The sequence below is a fragment of the Sporosarcina sp. G11-34 genome, assembly GCF_026931025.1.
The window spans coordinates 134,340-155,593 of sequence record NZ_JAHNZW010000007.1 but is presented as its reverse complement, the minus strand read 5'-3'; the positions used below and the strand labels follow the sequence as shown (position 1 = coordinate 155,593).

Here is a 21,254-nt window from a genome sequence, read left to right as displayed (position 1 = left end):
ACCTTTCTACGTTTGCTCCCGATGATTTCAAATGCCCGATTGCATTTCATAATTTTGAATGATCATACCACGTTAGCCTTAGAATGCCCGGCAAGGGAGCTGGTTCAACGATTTTCTTTTTTAGTGAAAATCTTCATTTCAACATAATCTAGAAACCAAAAATCACCTTTCATATTGACGTAGCATCTATAATGTGTTATTTTTTAAATTAGTTATTCAGTAACTTAGTAACTTACTAAATTACTAAAGATGAGAGGCGGAAAAATAATGAAAATCCCAACTACTTTAAAACACAAACCCGTTATTGTATCCGATAACTATGAGAATGTTGATGGTAGAAATGCTAATAATTCCGACGCTAAAGGTCTTTCGTTAGGATTGGCCCAATGGAATGATAGAGGAAAAGTAGATATTTCAGCGAAAGTTTGGAGGCACACAGGCGGAAAATGGTCAAGGCAGTCTGAGGAATTACCACTACATCGCGTAATTGACCTTGCCATTCTAGTTTGCAGTACAAAACTTCATTTTCGAGATGCTTACCGTCACGAAAAGTTATATGACCCCGAAAATCCTGTTATAGACAGAGTAGGTTTACAAGGCGATGCAATGACAGTAGCTGTATGTACAGACAATGAAAAAATTGACGAAGACATTCAATTATTTAGTCAAGCCCTTAGCGACGATGATGAGCTAATTGGTGAACGGTTACGCAACTTGTCACGTATCTTAAAGGAAATGGGTTATTAATCACTATTAGACTACAAACGAAAAGCAGGGACTATAAACCAAAATGGTTTTAGTCCCTGCTTTTTGCTAGACTCATGCGTTTGTCAAAAAGCGTTTCTTCAATTGCGTCGAGAAAACCTCGAGTGCGATTGCAACAATTAATATTGCGTATGTGATAAATCCAACTTCACGCAAGTCGAAATAGAATCCCGAAGCCATCAATAATTCAAAACCGATGCCGCCCGCTCCTGCAGCGGCACCCATTGCGACTGCCACGGTAAAATTCGTTTCAAAGCGTAGAAAGGTCCATGATAATAGGGAACTTGCCGTCGACGGGATCACCGCATGAGTTACGATATGCCACCAGTTGGCGCCACTGGCACGCAATGCCTCAATAATTCCATCATCGATTTCCTCAAAGGACTCCGAGTAAGCTTTCACCAAAAATGCAATTGAATGAAGCACCATCCCCAAGATCACCGCTTCACTCCCAAGCCCCGCCGCAATCGCAAAGATTAGCACCCACAAAACAGTCGGTACTGCACGAATAAACGTCACGACCACAATGATTGCGTTCGAAACAAATTTCGTCGATAAATTCTTGGCAGCAAACAAAGCGATGAACAAAGAAAGAACAGCTCCTAAAATCGTAGAAAGGAATCCAAGACCTAACGTCAGACCCAATTGAACCATTACATCCGCAAAGGTGAAGTGACTGAATGCCGGCTGCAAAAACATGACTTTCAAATTATAAAGCGTATCAATCGTCGCTCGCATGAAGGAAATACCTTTATAATCAAACGTTAAAAATCCGTAAATCGTTAACAGGAAGAGTGTCACAAAGGTAGCTGTCATGACAACTTGAGACTTTCCCCAAACTTTAATCTTTATTTTCCCCGAGTCCGTCTTTTTAAAGTCATACGCCAGCTCGCTTTTAATGATCGTCATTATAAAATAACCCTCCTGACATAATTGGAAACGAGTTCAATCCCAATTACAACTAAAACAATACTCATCGTAATCAAGCTCACGACGTTATAGTTCATGCTCTTATAATATAAATCGAACATAAATCCAATCCCTGTTCCCGTCAAAATACCAACGAGTGTCGAACTTCTAATATTTGTTTCAATCATATACAAAATCCAACTAATCATTTGTGGGGAACATTCTGGTATAACCGCTTTCGATACGACTTGGAAATACGTAGCGCCTGTTGCCCGCAAACCTTCCACCGAACTACTGCTTGTCTCATCGATTGTTTCAGTGAATGCACGAGTTAGAAAACCAAATGTCGCTAAAAACAATGCAAAGTAACCCGTTAATGCATTTTGACCAAATGATAAAAGAAGGATAAGCGCCCATGCGACAATCGGAATATTTCTATAGACCGAGGCAACAATTCTGCTAAGTGATGCGAAAAAGTTATTCACCTTCGTCGTCTGTGACCCCATCAATGCCAAAAACAAAGCTAGGACACTAGCTGTTGTCGTTGACGTAATGGAAAGAAAGATTGTTTCTATTAATTTATCCATAATGGATGGCATTTTTGCCAAAGACTCTTCTGTAATATATAAGTTAGAAATGATCCAACTAAAAGCTTTTGGCACCGTTTGAATACCATGGATGATATTGAAATCGGTCAGCTTTGCAGATATAACCGTAATTCCAATAAGAATGAGCCAGAAAATCGTCATTTGTCTTTTGTTTTTCTTAAATGCCTTACTATCCATTAAAGAGCCTCCTATTCCATTATGAGATCCCCGGCTTCAGAGCCATAAATCTCATGGATGGATTCCGACGTCAATTCTTTAGAAGTTCCATCAAACACAACCTGCCCACCGTTCAAACCAATTACCCGATCCGAATACTTTTTCGCTACATCGACTTGGTGAAGGTTAACAATACAAGTGATATTCATTTCCTTCGAAATGCTTTTCAAATGATCCATTATTACTTTAGATGAGTTAGGGTCGAGCGAAGCGATTGGTTCATCACATAGAATCAGCTTCGGTGACTGTATTAAAGCACGGGCGATTCCGACACGCTGCTTTTGTCCGCCACTTAATTGGTCGCATCTTTTATATGCATGCTCTCCCATTCCTAACTTTTCAAGAAGACGAAACGCCTCCACCTTCTCTTCCTCAGTGAATATGCCCAATACACCTTGAAGCGTCGATTTATAGCCAAATCTTCCGTGCAGCACATTTTCAATGACCGTTAGGCGAGACACTAAATTATAATGTTGAAAAATCATCCCAATCTTGGTCCGGTGTTTACGTAAATTAGATTTATTTAACGACATGACATCCGTTCCATCAAAATGAAGCTCACCATCCGAAATATCGATCATCCGATTAATGCAACGAAGAAATGTTGATTTCCCTGCCCCAGATGGACCAATAATCGATACAAACTCACCTTCAAATATTTCCATGTTAATGTTCGATAAAACTTGTTTACCCTTGTCATATTGTTTCGATAAATCTTTAACATGTAATAAAGCCACCTGAAAAACTCCTTGTATCGATATTTGTCTGCACATTGGACCAAACAGGGCATATGCACGATTTTTTAATAATTTCTCGGCACATGCTCTCCTAGTATAATTTTACCTAATCATCTTATTTTGATAGTTCACGGATAGGATTAAACCAGTCGTCGTTAACAGAAACAAATCTCTCATTCGCTTTTTTGGTGAATAGACCAAAAGCTTCGGAGTCTGCGGGGACAAAGATACTCTCGTTATTCGAAATTTCATCTGATATTAATAACTCTTGGATTTTTTTGAAATCTTCTTTACTTAAAGTTTCCATATTTGCTGCAAATGGAGCGTTTAAAACAGGCGTCACATTAATTAATGTAAACTCTTCGCCTTGCTGCGTGTTAAAAGGCTCCGCGGCATCTGCTTGTATTTTGTAGATTGCACCTTTTGTATTCTCTTCACCTTCGGCAAGTTCTACATAGTTTGCTACACATGTATCACAGAACGCTGCGACATCCGCGCGACCATTCAAAAGGTTTACAGCGGATCCTTGGTGCGAATCACCATATAAAACATCTTTAAAAAATGGCCCGCCATCCATCAAGTCTTCTTGCGTCAACACTTTCCATTTTTCTTCTTTTGAAAAGTAAGAAACGATATCACTAGACGGAACTTTAAAGCCTGAAGTTGAACTACTCGATACGAAAGAGAATTTAGCGTCTACAATATTATCAATCGTTAACTCACCGTCTGTTTTGTAGTTTTCCGTGTCCGCTTTTCTCACAGCCAACCAGCTATAGTAAACTGCATCGTCGATTGTTCCCGACTCTCCACTAGGTACAACAATTGGTTGAATTTTATCGTTTTTATTCTTCGCTTCGATATACCCTTGTGCACCCATAAAAGCGAGCTCCGCATTGCCATTGGCGATTGTTTCAATCGCAATCGCATAATCTGTCGTCAATTTATGATCAATCTTTTTTCCCGTTACGTCTTCAATCGCTTTACCAATTTCATCACGAGCTGCTTTTAAATCATTTCCTGATTCATTTGGGTACCAAACCATCGTTAACTTATCTGAATCAGCCGCACTGCCAGTTGAACACGCTGTTAAAATCAATACGAGAAAGAACATCGTTAGAAAGGATAAAAGATTTTTTTTCATAAACTTCTCCTTTTATTATGTAGTTTGTTGTAATAAATAACTTTTACTGAACACGCTAGGTGATGTCGCTCCGAACGGAAATCAACGGCTCCGTAAAGTGATCATCATTAGACTTTTTCAGGTTAGAATGTTTAGTTCAACATATCTCTATAGTTTGCAAGTCCCTTATAAAACTAGCATTCAATAACCCATTCGGACTTAGTTCATCGCCTAGTTTAAATGGCGGTCCATAGTCACCGTGAAAGTCGCTCCCACCGGTCTGGAATAACGAATACTTTTTTGCGTAGTGCTCAACTCTTTCCCGATCTTCTTCTGAATGATCTGCGTGATTTCGTTCGATTCCGTCCAGCCCGTTTTTCACAAGCTCTGGAATAAGGTCGAAAGAATCCAGCTGGCCTGGGTGGGCTAAAACTGCATAACCGTTATCCGCCTTGATCGCTTGAACCGCTGCAACTGCATCCACATACCCAATGTCTCTTGCACAAATCCCGTTGCCTTTAAAAAGCTTCTGATACAACTCCTTATACGATGGCGTGTTGAACCGATCATCCACCAAACAATCCATAATATGTTGTTTGTAAATAACACCAGACATCTTCGCTTTTTTCACAACATCTTCCAATTGAATTTCGAACCGATTTGTTTGTAGCTGCTCAATTTGCCATAAGGAATTTTCATGTCTTCTTTTTAACAGTGGATCGCAAAGTGCTTGGATATGCGCTGCTTCTTTATCAAACAAATACCCAAGAATATGCACTTTACGATTTCTTTTAAAGTCATAAGCCGAGATTTCAATACCACGAACGACTATAATTCCATGTTCCTTTCCTGCAATCTGAGCAGATTCAATGCCACGGATTGTATCATGGTCAACGAGACCCAAATGCGTTACACCTACTTTTGAAGCTATTTGCATGAGCTCTTCAACTGAGGAAGCGCCATCTGAATAATGGGAATGAACATGTAAATCCACCTTCATAAGAATCACCTCCTTTTTTAGTGCACTACACTCCAGCGGCCAGGCTCACTGTTTGTTTTTGCAAGTCATATACTTTATCGCATAGGCCATCCATAAACTCTAAATCGTGAAAAATTCCTATTAGCGTTGTTCCTTCCGCTTTCAACCGCTCAATCATTTCACGCACTTTCAATTTAGAGGCGTCGTCTAAACTAGCCGTTGGTTCATCGAGCAAAAGGAGACGAGGTTGTTTGACAATGGCACATGAAATATTCAATCGTAACTTCTGCCCTCCTGAAAACGTGTTCGGATAGCTATCCCAAAGCTCGGGTTCAAGTTCGAAATGAGTCAGTGCATCTTCTGCCGCTTGTTTTGCTTCTTCATGCGACTTCCCCATTTCAATCACCGCTTGCTCCACGAGTTCACGAGCTGTCGTTCGTGGCATCACGTTCAAAAACTGTGAAACATAACCAATTTCATGCTTGCGTAAATACAACACATCTCTTTCGGACAGCTGCGATAAGTCGATTGATCCGAATTTTTCAGAGTTATACGTAATCGTACCTTTTTCAGGTAAATACGTTCGGTAAATACTTTTTAAAACAGTTGATTTCCCGCTGCCGCTTTTACCAACAATCCCGATAAACTCCCCTTCCTCAAGGGAAAAACTAATATCGTCTACTGCCTTCATATTTTTATTTAAATGATGAATCGTAAAGGATTTACTTAAACTTTTAACTTCAAGCAACTTTGACATGAAATCCTACCTTTCATCGTATCTTTCGACAAATTTTTCAATATCGAGATGGAAGTCATCCATTCGCGCTTTAATCGTTTCGTAAGACCAATTCCACCATGCAATACGTTCCAATGCCTCAATCGTTTTTTCTGGAAAACGGTACTTAATCACTTTTGCGGGAACACCGACTACAATTGCATACGGTGGAACGTCCTTCGTGACGACAGCTCCACTTCCGACAATCGCCCCGTTACCAATCGACACTCCAGGTTGAATAATAGCCCCATGACCAATCCACGTATCATGGCCAATCCATGCCGTTTGGCTTTCACGTTGTTCAAGAAACGGTTCATCATCTTTGTCGCTAAAGCCATACATCCTCTTTCGATAAGTAAAATGATGGAGCGATGGCCTTTCATACGGGTGATCTGTAGGACCAATTCGCACCATTGCTGCAATGTTTGCGAACTTCCCAATCTCCGCGTTTTGGATAAAACAAAACTGCCCCGTATACGAATAATTATCTATCACCGTATTTTCGATGAAATTATACAATCCAATTTCGGTATACATACCAAGGTCAGATTTTTTCAACTCAACATGTTCATGAATGTAGGGCTTCTGGGATAAGCGAACTTCCTTTGTTTTCAGTGACACGGTACACCGTCCTTGTAATTAGTTTTCCATCGACTATGGAAGTTGTCACCATAGGAAAGCCATCGTCCATTCTCTTTATAATGATAATGTCCGCTTTCTTTCCTTCTTTAATGGACCCAATATCGCCATCCATTTGAACAGCCTTTGCCGGATTCAATGTCACAAGCTGGAACATTTCGTGAAGATCTTGCCCGTACGTCTCACTTAGTTTAAAAATAGAATGGAGCAATGCGGCTGGGTAATAATCACTACATAAAATATCAATTGTCGATTCTTCAATTGCTTCTGCGGCCGATAAATTTCCAGAATGAGAACCTCCGAGTAACACATTCGGCGCTCCTGCAATTGTCCAAAGACCCATTTCTTTCGCTTTTCTTGCCACTTCTATCGTCGTCGGGAACTCGCTAATCGTTGTCCCATAGCTCTTTACTAACGACAGTTTTTGTATATCATCGTCATCATGTGATGCAATGGCAATATTGTTATCTAAAGCAATTTGGGCGATTTCTTTAATTTGTTCCAGCGTAATCTTTTCTGTTTTCATGTTACTAGCAATGAGTGCATCCACTTCTTCATCGGATAACTCGTTAAAGCCTTGCAATGTCTTCCGGTAAATTTCCAAGTCTCTGTATTGCCCTTGTCCCGGTGTATGATCCATGAAAGAAATTAAATGGACTTTCTCTTCTTCAATGTTTTGAATGAAGCGAGTCACTTCTTGAATGTTGTCGATTTCAAAACGCGCATGCATACGATTTCGGATTAAATGCTCACTCGTATGTGTTTCATTAATCGCGTCAATAAGTCGATTGACGTTTTCCGGATTGCGTATCGGTTTATGCGAAAAGCCATCGTCTTTATAGATGGAAAGCGAGTGAAACATTGTCGTAATGCCGTGACTCACTAATATTCTTTCTGCTTCCCGAATCCCCATATTAAAGTCCATTAAACACGTCGGTCTTGGAGATATGATGCCTTCTATATAATCCGAATGGATGTCTACAAATCCTGGTGAAATGTACCCGCCTTGCGCATCGATTATTGAATAACCGCTATACATTGCGATACTTCCTTCTGGAATGATTGCTTGAATTCGATCATTTTCAATAACGACCGCATGACTTTTAAGAATTTGTTCCTCCATAATAATTTGACCATTTGTCAGAATGTACATAGAAGCACTCCCTTAAATTAATGAATAGACAAGTTGTTGCGTATACGCGTGTTGTGGGTCTTCCAAAATTTGATCGGTTAGTCCCTCTTCAATAATTTCCCCGCCTAGCATGACAATCGTGCGGTCTGCAAGCATTCGAATGACTGCAAGATCATGGGACACAACAAGCATGCTAATTCCAAGTTCTCGCTGAATTCTTTTGATTAAATCAAGAACACTCGCCTGTACCGATAAGTCCAAACCAGTCGTGACTTCATCCAATAAAAGAATTGGAGGATTATTGGAGAGTGCTTTTGCAATTTGAACACGCTGCTGCATGCCACCCGAAAACTTCTTCGGTTCATCTTTCATACGAGCAAGTGGAATATGGACATGCTCAAGCAGTTCTTTACTTCTTGCTTCCATATGATTGACTCTACGATTACCAGCAGCAATCAGTTTTTCGGCAATATTTCCGACAGATGAAAAGTCCATTTTTAAACCAAGTATCGGATTTTGGTACACCATACCAAGAATATAATTTCGAATATATCTTTGGTGTTGTGATGATTCTTCAAATACATTCGTTTGTCCATTTTCATAAGAACCGATATACGCTTCCCCGTCTGTTACGGATTCGTCGAAATACAGGCATTTCATCAGCGTCGATTTTCCACTTCCACTTTCGCCAACGATCCCCAATATTTCACCTTCATGTAACTCAAACGAAATATCACGGCAAGCATAGACCGTTTGACAATGGGGGCAATAGTTTTTCTCAATTTGTCGTTTACCGGAACCTGTACAAATAGAGCAACTTGGACCATACTGCTTATTTAAGTTTTTCACTTGTAAAATTGGATTATCTTGCATAGGCTACCTCCTCCGAAGCAGGGACGTTTTCGTTCAATTTCGATAAACAATAACTCGTATCATTGCATTCGTAATCCGTTTCTCCAGTTTCTGGATTGACCAATTCATCCATGAAGACATTTGATGAAGAACATAGGCGGCACTCTTTGCCTTCGAATGACTCCACCTCAAACGGATAATCCTCAAAGGCCAATGAAACCACATTTGTGAAAGGAGGAACTGCGTAAATTTTCTTTTCCCGCCCGGCCCCAAATAACATTAACGCTTCTGATTGGTGTATTTTCGAATTATCGAAACGCGGAATCGGACTAGGTGCCATGACATAGCGGTCATGTACGAGCACCGGATGATCTGCGTCTGTCGCCGTTTTTCCGTACTTCATAATTTGTTCAAACAACATAAGCCATGCGCCGCTGTAATCATTTTCCGCGTGAAGTTTTTTCGTTTTAAACTCACTCGGTTCGACCCATCGCAACGGTTCAGGAATCGGAACTTGCAAAACCATAATTTGTTTTTCCGACAAAGGTACTTCTGGAATCCGGTGCCTTGACTGTATAATTGTCGCTTCGCTTGTTTCAATTGTCGTTTCAACGCCTGTTGTTTCATTCACCAATTTTTTAATGTTGACCGCATTGACCGATTCATCGGATCCTTGGTCGATCACTTTTAAGACATCCTGTTTCCCGATAATCGACAGCGTTATTTGAAGCCCACCTGTCCCCCAACCTCGTGCGATTGGCATTTCCCTTGAGGCGAATGGCACTTGATACCCGGGAATGGCGACTCCTTTTAAAATAGCTCGGCGAATTTCTTTTTTGGAACCTTCATCAAATAAAGCGAAGTGGGTTTGCATATGCATTATTTTTCAGACTCCTTTTTTATCTTCCGCATACTATCCAGCTTGGATTGGAACGTCACATAATGAGGCAATTTCAAATGGGATATAAAACCGCTAGACTCTACCGAATCGATGTGGAGAAGAACGAATTCTTCATCCTCCGTCGGATATCCCCCACTTCCAGCCTCCAAACTATAATCTAAAATACTCATCGCAATGGCTTTCGTTTCGTTCTGTCCGTAACAAACGCCATACCCTATTTCAAATTCCATTTCTTCTGTATTATTTTCCTTTTGGACTGTAATCGGTATGAATGATTCGACTTCCGTCACTTTAATTTCACCGATATAATAATCATTTGTTTCATCGTTCGATCCGTCGGTCGGATGACCAATCGTAAGCGGCAGCTTGCCGACTCGCAGTTCCCCGACGGTTGGATGGACTTCACCGTATCCACGGATTGCCGCATACCCTAGGGACGTGACAGCCCCGGTTTGCCCTCTCGTCAACACTTGCAAACGTTCACCGCGTGTTGTCGGAAATTGAATGCTTTGTTTCGTTACGTCTATCGGCTCCGCATCATCATGCTCGACAGGAGTCAGTAGTTTTTCATTTCGAAGGTATTCAACAACTTTAGGCAACGCATTCAAATCCGATTCCTCTGTCGTCGCAATTTCATCGTTCAAAAACTGGGACACCCATTCGTTCATCCCCGGTTTCGTTTCAGCAAGCAAATTGAAATCCATTAAACGATGCGTATAATCATATGATGCGCCTAAAATTTGACCACCCGGAATATCTTTAAAACTCGCCGATATTCTCCGTTCCACCGCCATCATGTCTGTTTCAACAACGCGTGTATAATACGTCCTAGGTAAAGTGGATCGATGGGCACGTAACAAAAATACTGCTTCTTCCACATTGCCCTCCGACTGCTTAATCGCAAGTGCGGCCAAAAACTCCGAGTACAAACTACTTTCAGACATGACCTGATCAATCATTCCACGCATCGTCGCCATAATCGTCTCGATTTCCAGTAACTCATTTGCATGGATTCGTTTAAAAGTAAGGCGTTTAATCGATTCCTCAATCGCCTTTGTACCACCTTTTACGGCTGCATAAGCCATTTAGCTCACCTCGCAATCGTGAATCATTGTCGTTCTTGGTAGGCATATCATATTGCTTTCACGGTCGATTAAAACCATATCCACACCGAGAGGATATTCTTTATTTACTTCTGCTCTTTCCATTACCCAGAACTCACTGCCATCAATTTTCACGTTTTCTGTATGCTGAATCCCCGGCCCTTTTAACAGAAGATCCTTTCCGTTAGACAATGCGTCTGTTTCAACAATAATTGTTGCAGACTCATGAGGATTAAGGAGTGTTCCTTTTTTCGCTTTATTAAAAATGTCACTTATCGTTTGTTTTTTAGCGTCCTTCATAATGAAGATATAATCTGCTATATGTACATCAGCTACTTTTGATAATGTAAAAGCTGAAAGGTAATTTTCGATTGCCGTGGCATTTTCACCGATGACGTGAAAACTTACTTCGGCATCCAATAACGTAATCGCAGTTACACTAGTCGAGTGTTGACAGTATCCAAACGGCTTTACCGGTTTGCCAACTTCCTCAATATTTTTTATCGTTCCCGGTCTCGACATGCAATGGAGAATAGTACGAAATACTTCTTGTGTATCATGTACGACGTCAATAGCCATCATTTCACTCCTACATATTGTTTTTATAATTGAGTTCTCGCCGAATGAAGTTAAACATCCATCATTTCAAAATTTACTTTTGTTTTTAAAATAGAGGCTTCTTTTTTCTTTCTATTTTCATGGATTCTTTTCTCTTCCTCTTCAAAAAGGAACGTCCAATGTATCGTTTCTACTAAGTTCCCTTGATATGCTGCATCGATTACTGCCAGCTCATAGGAAAGTTGTTCTTCGTTCCCTACAACAACACCGATGCCCAACTTATTATTGATTTGGACCTTCGTTTCCGTCACTAGTACTTCGCCAAGATAGAAAAGTGAATTCTTAGCTGTCTCTCTCATCTTGATCATCGTCAGTGCATGTTGCGGTTTTGACAAAATATGAATATCATAATTGCGTTCAATTTCACTTGCCAGTTCATTTACAAATTTAGGTGAGCCATCGATTAAAATTTCCGTTCGTTTGCGTCGATTCATGTCCTCACTCCTTTACAACTTAAGCTTAACTTGTTGCCAAGTGGCGTAGTGTTAAGGGTTTGTAAAGTAATTGTTAACCGATTGTAAATTTAGGAAAATAAAAAAAACCTTGTCAAATGACAAAGTTTTTCCGTTCATTCAGCAGCTAAAACATAATTAAAAAAGTCGCTACGGTAGATTAGTTTCGTATACTCCAAGACGTTATCTTGGTTTGTCTCGATGCAATCACTTTCAACGACGAGTAACGGAACAAGCGATGCGCATTCGAATAGCGAACTTTCAACACTTGTCGGAAACGAGATGCTTACATGACTTTCATTACTAGCGAAATCCGTAAACCCTTGGTCGCCGTAATAGGCAAACATCGATTGAATATGGTCGCCATCCCGTTCGATTTGTGGGAAAACAGACTTTGCTACATATGAAATATGTAAAGCGATTGGCTGCTTGTTCACGCTATGTAGACGAGAAATCTTAAATACCTCGTCAGCTTGTTGCACACGTAGTTTGGAATAGACTTTTGCATCATAGGGAACTTTGACATAACCAAGATTTTGGGTCTCCAAATCATGCCCAGCACTTTTCATCTTTTCACTAAAGCTCGTACTTCCCGTTAGATGCAATTCAATCTGAAGTTTTTCGGGCTTTAAAAACCGACCTTTCCCTTGTTTCGAATAAATATAGCCCATGTCTTCCAATTTCAAAAGTGCCTTTCTCGCATTGATGCGTGGAATATCGTAGGACACTGCAAGTTCATTTTCCGATGGAAATCGACCGTGTTCTTTATAATCTCCCCGACCAATCGCTTGAAGAAGATTGTCGACCATTTGCGATTCAATTTGTGCCAGCATTTCCTCACCCTTTTCAACTGGATATGTTGAGATAAAGATACTTGCTAAACAAGAAAATCGTTGAAACGGCTCCCTTTCCGCGGGCATTGCCTCAGGAGTGTCGCCTTATTCAACGATTTTCAGTTATGCTGAAATATAGGTGTTCCTATTAAAAAACCTACTGTTTATTTAATAGTGGAAACAATTATTTCCTACCATAAAAAACTTTCTTGTTGCATAGTCTGGCCTTCTTTAAACCAATGCTCGATTTCTCTTTTATAATTTTGATCCGTTAGTTGAACTTCTAAAGGTGTCACTGTAATGTAGCCTTCTTCAAGCAACTTGAAATCGCTTATCGGATTATCAGCTATATGCTCGGCTTGGTGTTCTTTCAACCAATAAACAATGCGCCCACTTGGATCACTCATTTCAACATGCTTATACCGTTGAATACTATAATCTAGCTCTGCAAACTTTATCCCTGTGCACTGGGTTTCTTCTATATATGGAATATTTATATTAAGCAATAGATTGGACGCATATTGTTTTTGGAGTAACGTCTTCATCACATTCGAAAAAAGTTTTTTCGATTCACTAAAGTTTGTAAGACTTCCGTCAAAAACATCCAGCGAAACTGCAACAGCCGGAATTCCGAAGAATGAAGCTTCCCTAGCTCCAGCAATCGTACCCGAATAATAACTATCCCGACCGATATTCGACCCGATGTTCATGCCTGAAACGACAAAATCGATTTCATTTGGCACTAACATTTCCAGAGCCATCTTCACACAGTCCGCGGGCGTTCCATTTACTGTCCACGCCTTCACATTTTCACCGAAAACAGTCGTCTCCTGAACCTTCAGAGCTTCCCGGAAAGTAACTGAATGACCCACCGCACTTTTGTCCCGATTCGGACAAACGACAATAACGTCCCCATATTGCTCCATCACTTCAACAATTGCAGCTAAACCCGGCGAAGAAATGCCATCATCATTCGTTAACAAAAATTTCATACAGTCATCCCCAACTTTCTTAACATTTTTTTTGGTTAAGTTGCGTGTTTTTCACCATAGTTCAATTACCGAGAAAATCGAATGCGTCTACAGAACTTTTTTTCGAATGAATAGTCTTTCTGTGTCCTTCGGTTTCCTCAGTTCTAATGATAACGTTCGATTGTTAAGAAACGATTGATATTTCATGAAGAGATTGTAAAGTTTTGGCTATCGGTGTGAGTAGACTTACCTCCGGATTTTAGATAGAGTTCAAAGCCTTATCAATTAGGTCGCCCACTTAGACAGAATCAATCAAATATTATAACAGTATGGAATTCATGCCAAGATGGGAAAATCATATTGACACGCCAATTTTTCTCTGCTAAATTAGCGTCTAATAACTAAAGTCTATAGCAAGAAAAAATACAAGAAAACCCTTGTCCCATAATGTTTCAATAGTTTTCCAAATTGCCTGAAAGCTCTAATTGGCAAACATTGAGCCGGATCGTGAGCACAAACTCGTCCTTTGATTGGGGCGGTTTTTTTACAAGTACCGGAAGGAGATTTTGTGTTTATGAAAAATTTAATTGTTGTCATAGGTTCACTCATTGTTGCATTTGCTTTTAACTTCTTTCTCGTTCCTTTTGGTATTTTAAGCAGTGGAATTAGCGGGATTGCCATATTACTTGGATTAATTACTCCATTCAACACCGGTCTACTTAATTTCGTGCTGAACGTACCGTTACTGATTTTAGGCTATTACAAACTTGGAAAAACAATTACCGTGAATACACTTGTTTGCGTCACTTCGCTTTCCTTCTTTTTATACTTATTACCGGTCGTTGCCGTTACAGACAATATTCTGTTGTCGACAGTATTCGGCGGAGGCATTGGCGGTCTCGGAGTAGGTCTTATCTTAAAATACTCTGGAACTTCTGGCGGCTTGGATATTATTGCAATTATCGTTTCCCGTACAAGTTCTTTCAGCATCGGCCTTCTTCTCACGGGGATGAACGGAATCATCGTTCTATTATCTGGATTTGTATTCAACTGGGAACTTGCGTTATACACCATGTTGTCTATTTATATAACAGGGAAAATGATCGATGCCATTTTTACGGATCATGTTAAATTGACGATGCAAATTGTCACAACAAAAGGTGAAGCGATTCGAAACGAATTGCTTGGATCCATCTATCGAGGCATTACGATTACAGAAGGTTACGGTGGCTATACGAAGGAGAAAAAAGATATTTTAATGATGGTCGTTACACGCTACGAAACACTACACGTTAAAAACATCGTCCGAAAGCATGACGAAGACGCGTTTATTAATATTTATGAAACAGTTGAAGTTGACGGAAAGTTTCATGTGAATTAAAAAGGTACCTCGTTCTTGGTTATTCCAAAACGAGGTACCTTTTTTATTCAACTAACGAGTAATGAAAACCCCGAAGAATACCTAGTAATTAGTCGAACCTTACTCTAAAAATCTATTTCTTCCTACAACATTCAACATTCTACAAAGGTAAGCATAAAATATTGGTTGCTTTCCGTTTCAGGCGGACGCTTTCCACTCCAATCAACCTAATTAACTCACAACAAAGTTTCCAAAGGGTGTACCCTTTTCTTCAATCCCCCTCTATATAAGGAGTAAAAGGGGGATTTTAAAATGACTACGTACTTAACAGACCATGCATACTTCAATAACAAAAACGATATGGACGAAGCCGTAAAGCAGCACGTTTCAGCACACTCGGACAACCTGAATGCCACCGACCGGGCTGTTCTCGATACGATTCGCCAATACTCCATTACATGTGGCGCCGCCCACCTGAAACACGGTACCATTGAAAGTACCGTCAAAAAATCGAACGCCACTGTCCGGCGCGTAATTCGGAAATTGGAACGACTCGACATCATCGAGCGAATCCACTACATCCGCCCAGTAATGAGCGGTCTAGGTGCTAATATTTATGTTGTTAAACCTTTTACGAAGTAACTTAAGGCCGTTTGGTATTCTGCCAGACGGCCTTTTATATTGTTTAATACGTACTTTCATGCCCTATACATCAGCGACACACTACGATATATTAAAAACAGGTGATCACATGAAAACAAACATATACGTAAACAATGACAAATTCATAACAGGAATGACGATGAAAGATGAAGCCGAATTTGAAAATAACAATATGGCGCTTCATGCCTGTGAAAACATTGAACATATAGTCTCAAATCGGAAGAAATTAGCCGCTTCCTTGCATTGCGAACTAGAAAACTTCATCTGTGCCAATCAAACACATAGCTCCAATTTCCACCGTGTTACGCTCGCCGACAAAGGACGAGGCGCGGATCGAATAGCTACCGCTATTGCAAATACAGACGCCCTTTATACGTACGAGCCAAATGTATTACTGTGCAGCTTTTCTGCAGATTGTGTCCCCGTGATTTTTCACAATGAAGTAAATGGACTCATTGGCGTAATCCATTCCGGATGGCAAGGAACGGTCAAAGAAATTACCGTGAAACTTTTCGAGCACTTAAAACAAATCGAACACTGTAATCCAAGCGATTTCCACATCCAAATCGGCGCGGCGTTAAGCCAAGAAAAGTTTGAAGTCGACGAAGATGTGTACGTAAAGTTCAAAGACCTCGGCTATGCGGATGATTTTATGTATTACAATGATCAAACCCAGAAGTATCACATTGACAATCAGCAAACCGTTAAGAAGCAATGTGACTTGGCGGGAATTCCGGCTGAGCGAATTACGATCGATCCGACCTGTACTTATGTAAGCCCGGATGGTTTCTCTTATCGCCAAGACAAACAATGCGGCAGGCATTTGAGTTTTGTCATGAAAAAAAGCGAATGACCGAATAAAGATAAATTAACAATCGACTTTTTCAGCGAAATATACTTAAAAGAGCCCATCAATTATATATTGATGGGCTTTCATATAATTAGGATTTTCTAGAACAGAAACCTTGCCTAGGTATGGTCTATAGACGGGACTTTTAAATTAGATTAAACCTAGTGCTAACCCATGCCCAATTTGCATTTGTGATAGTGCCAAATTAATTCCCCTTTCAATTAACACGTTTTATTAAACGGTGTTAGCATTCGCGTTAAAGTGACTGGTGAACACTATCCCTACGAATTGTTCCTGTACGGCAGACACTCTTTTCCTTGCCTAACGGTTGCTGTACCCTTCGTTGTTGTATAAGGCGGTGTTTCCGGCAAAACGTTCATGACTAAGAGCCGGATTGAATGATCTTTATAAAATAGTTCATCAAATGAAGGAGTTATGTGTGGATCTGTATTTTCAAATACCCTTTTTTGTAATTCTGCTATGTCTACATCAAATGGAACCCCTATTAAAACATTGTCTATTCCCCGTACTCTGTCGGCCACGCCGAAAACAACACTTCCTCCGCCGCCATTTGCCATACAAACAGCGTATTTAATCATTTTATTGATATTTTCCTCCAAAGCACTAAAATTCCATTGTTTAAAGTCTAGGTCCTGCGCCTCAAAATCATCTGCAATATGATGATCCAATTGCTGAATGATCCTCATGATTTCACTTTTATTCTTCATAAGAATATCCTCCTTTCCAGCAAAATTGATCTATATACCATGCAAATACGTTAACCAATGCTTATACAAAAAAGGCAGTCCCTTATCACAAATATACTTGTGGGAACTACCTCTTATTATAGTTATATGTTTGTTTCGTCATGGTTGTTTATAAGTAAGCGTCAAGTAGCCCTCAAAGCTTTACGAAGCCTGCGGGGGTTATTGTCTCATATTGTTACGGTGGGCTTAGTATTGTATAGTATCCTGAAAATATAAGAAGCTAGGGCTAACAAATACTATCGTACGGCATTTTCCGATTAATGAATTCTATCAGCACTATGGATTGGTAGAGTATATAGTTATCGAGCGATTCGTTCTGTTCTTGACCGCAATAACTTCGGTATTGATACGTGTTGGTTCAATCCGTCGAGAAAAAGCGTAAAGCCCCAGTTTCCACCGGGCCCTTACGCTTTTTTTGATTGCTCAAGTAAAATACTCCAACTTCGCATTCGGAAAGTACTTTTCCATATAGCCGTATAGGTAAGACTTTATTTCATCCTCTTCGTCCTTTTGGTAAATATATTTACCGATTCCATACTTGCCCCATTTGTAGCGTCTTTTTTCTTCATCTAACTCCAACTTCGTCTTCGGATAGTTCTTTTCAATCACTCTTTTCGCAGGCTTCGTAAACCGGTGTTGAATGAATTCAAATGTAATATCCTCTCTTGCATCTTGCGGCAATTCCTCGTCAAGTCGCTCAAACAAGTGGTGGTAGCCTTCCTCCCAGCCTTCATGAAGGTAAATGGGAGCAACGATAAAGCCTAGTGGGTAGCCGGCTCTTGCCACTTTCCCTGCAGCCTCGATTCTTTTATTCAGAGGAGAAGTGCCGGGCTCGAAATTCTTAATGACATAATCAGCGTTTACGCTGAATCTGAATCGCGTATTGCCATTATGTTTGGCATCGAGTAAATGGTCGACAAAATGGAACTTCGTCACAAAACGTAACCTACCTAGTTCTGTCTGACCAATATGTTCAATTGCTCTTTTTAATGAATGAGTCAAATGGTCAATTCCCACAATATCGGATGTACACGCGGCTTCGAACCGGGTAATCTCGGGTGCGCGTTCTTCGATGTAGCGATTGGCCGCTTCGAAAATCTCCTCCACGTTTACGTAAGTTCGAATATATGGTTTGCTGCCCATCGTCGTTTGCAAATAACAATAATGACAATGCCCCATACACCCTGTCGCAAGCGGGATTGCATATTCGGCTGAAGGCTTGGACGTATCGAATTTCAACGTTTTTCGAATGCCTACGACTAAGGTGGATTTTGCGATACGATATTTTTGAGCGTCCGTATCACCCGGCAAATCTCGAATTTGATTATGCGAGGTCGTAAAGCGCGTTTCAATCCCCATTTTCTCAAACTTTTCCTTCAGTTCTTTTCCAAGTGGGTATTCAAGTGCATTGGGCTCAAAATAGACAAGCTGTGGTGTGAAGGGTTTATTCATTCTGTGAACTACCTAATCCATAATTATTATCCATTCGATCACCTTTCTCTTTTTATATAGCTTGCCTTAAAAGTGAGAAAGTATGACAACGGACTTACTTTCGGTTACCTGTTCACGACGTTATTCAGTTATCACAATACAATTGCATAAATTTGAACGTCCCTAAAATACCAAAAACCTTATTTACTTATGGCACGGTTCCCCTCCTTATTGATTACTTTTATCATTTCGATTACATGACAAACTATTATCAGATTAAATGCCATCTAAACGTTATGTAAGTAAATAAGGTGCCTCGTTCTGAAACAACCCTAAATTGTTTTAGAATGAGGCACCTATTTTTATTTTATGATTTCTATAAAGTGTTTTAAAATCCTAGCTGTTAAACCCCAAATTGTATACTTCTCATAATCAAAAAACCATTCTTCAATCGGACGAGCTCTCCATTGATACTGATCACCATTCATTATTTTTTCAAAAGGAAAGTCGGCTGGAGGCACTGGTTCAGCGGATACCAAATGCATATACGGCTCATAATTCAACAGCCATTTAACTGGCACCGTAAATACCTCTTCAACTTCCTCTTTGTTGTAAGAATGTATAATTTGATCGTAATCAATGGCTGCTACAAATGGGTAGACAACAAATGCAGGTGAAGCAATATAAGGACTTAATTGATGTACAGAAGTAACCGTTTTTGGGTCGACACCTAACTCTTCATGCGTTTCTCTTAAAGCCGCTGCCAATGGAGTTGGGTCCGTGGCGTCGATTCGACCACCAGGAAAACTAATATCGCCTGGTTGTTTTCTCATCGTGAATGCACGTACTTCGAAAAGAATATGCCACTCCCCATCCACTTGAACTAATGGAATTAAAACAGCCGAACGAAAAGCTGTTTCCTCCCCTATAAATAGAGGTTGATTTTCATTTAATTGGTTTTGCAGTTTATCTAGGAACACGGAATCCCCCCCACTTCAACGTTTATATTACTCTTATCGTATCATTAATAGATTAGTGGATAAAGCACATTATTATAGAAAGTCCGGCATCACTAGTGGGTCGCCACCATCAAAAGTAATCTTTTCGTTAAGCATACTACGCACTGATGAATTTGTCAGTATTACATAACGGTTAAATGTATGTAATTATAGGTAGATAAGATAAAACAATAGTTCGAAAATGACCGATATCCGAAAACAGTTAAATACTCTTGGATTACCTACCTTTGATGTCCTATCACCAGAGTTAATGGATTTACTTGCTGCTAAAGCTGCTGAACTGAATGGCACATCGCAGGAATAAAAGTTATATTTTAATGTGGTAATTAAGAAAAAATAAACTAGTTAGATGAATCTTTTGTTTTTATAAACTAACGGTTGTTCATTAATCGGAAAATCGTTAGTTTATAAAAAACTATTGTCGGCAAGAGTCCTTGTAAACTCAAATTTTGCTTCAGTCTCACATATATTAAAGGATTCTACAGATTGAAAAGATATACAAAAACACTGGATCTAATGAAAGACTTACATAGTAATTGCAAGAGACCAAACTATTTGATTAGCATTTTGAAGTGGTTCTTCTAGTTTAAATGCAACAGCAGCTCTACTTTTCAGATAAATACCTTCTTTCTATTTTTTTCACTCTTTACTTTACCTATCGTTACATACTATAATACATCAGACCATACTGACACTTTTGTCACTACAGTCATTATCTTATGTAGAAGGGAATTGGAATATATGATTATTCAGTATAAAGACAAAGAATTTTTCACTGGCAAAGATTTGGCTTTATCCGTTATAGGAGGACGTTGGAAAATAGCAATTATATGGTGTTTGCTTCACCAGTCTCCATTAAGATTAAGCGAAATACAAAGAAAGCTCCCTCAAGTCAATCAACGCATGTTAATTAGGCAATTAAGGGAATTAGAAGAGGATAAAGTAATCACTAGAACTGTATACCCTGTTGTACCACCTAAAGTTGAGTATCAACTAAGCGAAATTGGTCTTCGCTTAGAACCCGTTGTAACGTCTATCTGTGATTGGGGAGATAGTTTTGCAGTATTTTTGGAAGAAAATGCTGATAAAACATGAGTTGAATAATGAACTGTGCCTGAATCGGGCCAATGAAATAAAGTCTTGCGAAATCAGGATGCTTTTTAAAACTATAGAAATACATTTTGAGTGGGATTGATTTTAGTGTTTGCCGTCAACTTTTGCTAAGTTTCGATATGCAGACACGCAAGCAAAATTATTTGAATATTTAAAAACTACCGTATAATAAAGACATTGGATAAAGGAGATTAAGAGAAGATGACTACTTATGAAGATAATATAGCTAGTTTTGATAAAGTTGTTTCGTAGTGTTAGCAGCGGGAGAGTAAAAATCAGTAATATGAAAATTCATCTTAGGTTCCAGCGACATGCAATGCTAATAGGCTTATAGGAAGCGCGTAAAGACCGTTCAATTTATTCAAGTTCCTTCCCAAATACTTAAATTTAAAATACACACTGACTAATTTGTCAGTATTGTATGATTGCTAAATGTATGTG

General features: G+C 39.6%; 24 protein-coding genes. 6 read left to right on the top strand and 18 right to left on the bottom strand.

Going from position 1 to position 21,254, the window contains the following annotated elements; all coding sequences use genetic code 11:
- The first annotated feature begins 267 nt into the window (after nt 1-267).
- Complete coding sequence (locus KSU66_RS11850) at nt 268-747, top strand: DUF6530 family protein (protein WP_269051669.1); 480 nt, start codon at nt 268-270, stop codon at nt 745-747.
- A gap of 72 nt (nt 748-819) precedes the next feature.
- On the opposite strand, the gene KSU66_RS11845 is transcribed toward KSU66_RS11850, so the two are convergent.
- From KSU66_RS11845 to surE, 15 genes are all read right to left on the bottom strand, one after another.
- The gene (locus KSU66_RS11845) at nt 820-1,674 is read right to left on the bottom strand and encodes a PhnE/PtxC family ABC transporter permease (RefSeq protein WP_269051668.1); all 855 of its coding nucleotides are present in this window, start codon (nt 1,672-1,674) and stop codon (nt 820-822) included.
- Nucleotides 1,674-2,459 (bottom strand): PhnE/PtxC family ABC transporter permease, encoded by a 786-nt coding sequence (locus tag KSU66_RS11840; RefSeq protein WP_269051667.1) that lies wholly within the window; start codon nt 2,457-2,459, stop codon nt 1,674-1,676. Before KSU66_RS11840 ends, KSU66_RS11845 begins: the two co-directional genes overlap by 1 nt.
- 11 nt (nt 2,460-2,470) lie before the next feature.
- Entirely contained in the window at nt 2,471-3,235 is a 765-nt protein-coding gene (gene phnC / locus KSU66_RS11835; RefSeq protein WP_269051666.1) for a phosphonate ABC transporter ATP-binding protein, read from the bottom strand.
- A 115-nt stretch (nt 3,236-3,350) separates the two neighbouring features.
- Nucleotides 3,351-4,376, bottom strand: coding sequence for a PhnD/SsuA/transferrin family substrate-binding protein (locus KSU66_RS11830; protein ID WP_269051665.1), 1,026 nt, complete (start codon nt 4,374-4,376; stop codon nt 3,351-3,353).
- Between the two features lie 136 nt (nt 4,377-4,512).
- Nucleotides 4,513-5,355 (bottom strand): PHP domain-containing protein, encoded by an 843-nt coding sequence (locus KSU66_RS11825; RefSeq protein WP_269051664.1) that lies wholly within the window; start codon nt 5,353-5,355, stop codon nt 4,513-4,515.
- Nucleotides 5,356-5,380: 25 nt separating this feature from the next.
- Nucleotides 5,381-6,091 (bottom strand): phosphonate C-P lyase system protein PhnL, encoded by a 711-nt coding sequence (locus KSU66_RS11820; protein WP_269051663.1) that lies wholly within the window; start codon nt 6,089-6,091, stop codon nt 5,381-5,383.
- A gap of 6 nt (nt 6,092-6,097) precedes the next feature.
- A complete protein-coding gene (locus KSU66_RS11815) occupies nt 6,098-6,667 on the bottom strand; it encodes a DapH/DapD/GlmU-related protein (RefSeq protein ID WP_329958811.1) in 570 nt (189 codons plus the stop codon).
- 10 nt (nt 6,668-6,677) lie between these two features.
- Nucleotides 6,678-7,901: a phosphonate metabolism protein PhnM gene (gene phnM / locus KSU66_RS11810; RefSeq protein ID WP_269051662.1), complete on the bottom strand. Its 1,224-nt coding sequence runs from the start codon at nt 7,899-7,901 to the stop codon at nt 6,678-6,680.
- Nucleotides 7,902-7,913: 12 nt separating this feature from the next.
- Nucleotides 7,914-8,753, bottom strand: a complete 840-nt coding sequence (locus KSU66_RS11805) for an ATP-binding cassette domain-containing protein (RefSeq protein ID WP_269051661.1) — start codon at nt 8,751-8,753, stop codon at nt 7,914-7,916.
- Nucleotides 8,743-9,612, bottom strand: a complete 870-nt coding sequence (locus KSU66_RS11800) for an alpha-D-ribose 1-methylphosphonate 5-phosphate C-P-lyase PhnJ (RefSeq protein WP_329958810.1) — start codon at nt 9,610-9,612, stop codon at nt 8,743-8,745. Before KSU66_RS11800 ends, KSU66_RS11805 begins: the two co-directional genes overlap by 11 nt.
- Nucleotides 9,612-10,718: a carbon-phosphorus lyase complex subunit PhnI gene (locus KSU66_RS11795; protein ID WP_269051660.1), complete on the bottom strand. Its 1,107-nt coding sequence runs from the start codon at nt 10,716-10,718 to the stop codon at nt 9,612-9,614. The genes KSU66_RS11800 and KSU66_RS11795 overlap by 1 nt, the downstream gene beginning before the upstream one ends.
- Nucleotides 10,719-11,315: a phosphonate C-P lyase system protein PhnH gene (gene phnH / locus KSU66_RS11790; RefSeq protein WP_269051659.1), complete on the bottom strand. Its 597-nt coding sequence runs from the start codon at nt 11,313-11,315 to the stop codon at nt 10,719-10,721.
- A gap of 50 nt (nt 11,316-11,365) precedes the next feature.
- Entirely contained in the window at nt 11,366-11,788 is a 423-nt protein-coding gene (gene phnG / locus KSU66_RS11785) for a phosphonate C-P lyase system protein PhnG (protein ID WP_269051658.1), read from the bottom strand.
- A gap of 134 nt (nt 11,789-11,922) precedes the next feature.
- Complete coding sequence (locus tag KSU66_RS11780; RefSeq protein WP_269051657.1) at nt 11,923-12,726, bottom strand: GntR family transcriptional regulator; 804 nt, start codon at nt 12,724-12,726, stop codon at nt 11,923-11,925.
- Nucleotides 12,727-12,830: 104 nt separating this feature from the next.
- On the bottom strand, nt 12,831-13,631 hold the full coding sequence (surE, locus tag KSU66_RS11775) for a 5'/3'-nucleotidase SurE (protein WP_269051656.1): 801 nt from the start codon (nt 13,629-13,631) through the stop codon (nt 12,831-12,833).
- A 553-nt stretch (nt 13,632-14,184) separates the two neighbouring features.
- Here surE and KSU66_RS11770 point away from each other — a divergent pair.
- The 3 genes from KSU66_RS11770 to pgeF all read left to right on the top strand — a co-directional run bounded on the left by KSU66_RS11770 (nt 14,185) and on the right by pgeF (nt 16,486).
- A complete protein-coding gene (locus KSU66_RS11770; protein ID WP_269051655.1) occupies nt 14,185-14,991 on the top strand; it encodes a YitT family protein in 807 nt (268 codons plus the stop codon).
- A 291-nt stretch (nt 14,992-15,282) separates the two neighbouring features.
- On the top strand, nt 15,283-15,612 hold the full coding sequence (locus tag KSU66_RS11765; RefSeq protein ID WP_269051654.1) for a hypothetical protein: 330 nt from the start codon (nt 15,283-15,285) through the stop codon (nt 15,610-15,612).
- Nucleotides 15,613-15,721: 109 nt separating this feature from the next.
- The gene (gene pgeF / locus KSU66_RS11760) at nt 15,722-16,486 is read left to right on the top strand and encodes a peptidoglycan editing factor PgeF (protein ID WP_269051653.1); all 765 of its coding nucleotides are present in this window, start codon (nt 15,722-15,724) and stop codon (nt 16,484-16,486) included.
- A gap of 278 nt (nt 16,487-16,764) precedes the next feature.
- Here the strand turns inward: pgeF and KSU66_RS11755 are convergent, their stop codons facing one another.
- The 3 genes from KSU66_RS11755 to KSU66_RS11745 form a co-directional block, all read right to left on the bottom strand.
- Nucleotides 16,765-17,211: an ATP-binding protein gene (locus KSU66_RS11755; RefSeq protein ID WP_269051652.1), complete on the bottom strand. Its 447-nt coding sequence runs from the start codon at nt 17,209-17,211 to the stop codon at nt 16,765-16,767.
- Nucleotides 17,212-17,673: 462 nt separating this feature from the next.
- Complete coding sequence (gene splB, locus KSU66_RS11750; protein WP_269051651.1) at nt 17,674-18,702, bottom strand: spore photoproduct lyase; 1,029 nt, start codon at nt 18,700-18,702, stop codon at nt 17,674-17,676.
- A gap of 341 nt (nt 18,703-19,043) precedes the next feature.
- The gene (locus KSU66_RS11745; protein ID WP_269051650.1) at nt 19,044-19,661 is read right to left on the bottom strand and encodes an NUDIX hydrolase; all 618 of its coding nucleotides are present in this window, start codon (nt 19,659-19,661) and stop codon (nt 19,044-19,046) included.
- 220 nt (nt 19,662-19,881) lie between these two features.
- Between KSU66_RS11745 and KSU66_RS11740 the strand changes: the two genes are divergently transcribed.
- Both KSU66_RS11740 and KSU66_RS11735 read left to right on the top strand, forming a co-directional pair.
- Nucleotides 19,882-20,004 carry a hypothetical protein gene (locus tag KSU66_RS11740; RefSeq protein ID WP_269051649.1) on the top strand — a complete coding sequence of 41 codons (123 nt, stop codon included), beginning with the start codon at nt 19,882-19,884 and terminating at the stop codon, nt 20,002-20,004.
- A 437-nt stretch (nt 20,005-20,441) separates the two neighbouring features.
- Nucleotides 20,442-20,795: a winged helix-turn-helix transcriptional regulator gene (locus KSU66_RS11735; protein ID WP_269051648.1), complete on the top strand. Its 354-nt coding sequence runs from the start codon at nt 20,442-20,444 to the stop codon at nt 20,793-20,795.
- Nucleotides 20,796-21,254 lie beyond the last annotated feature (459 nt).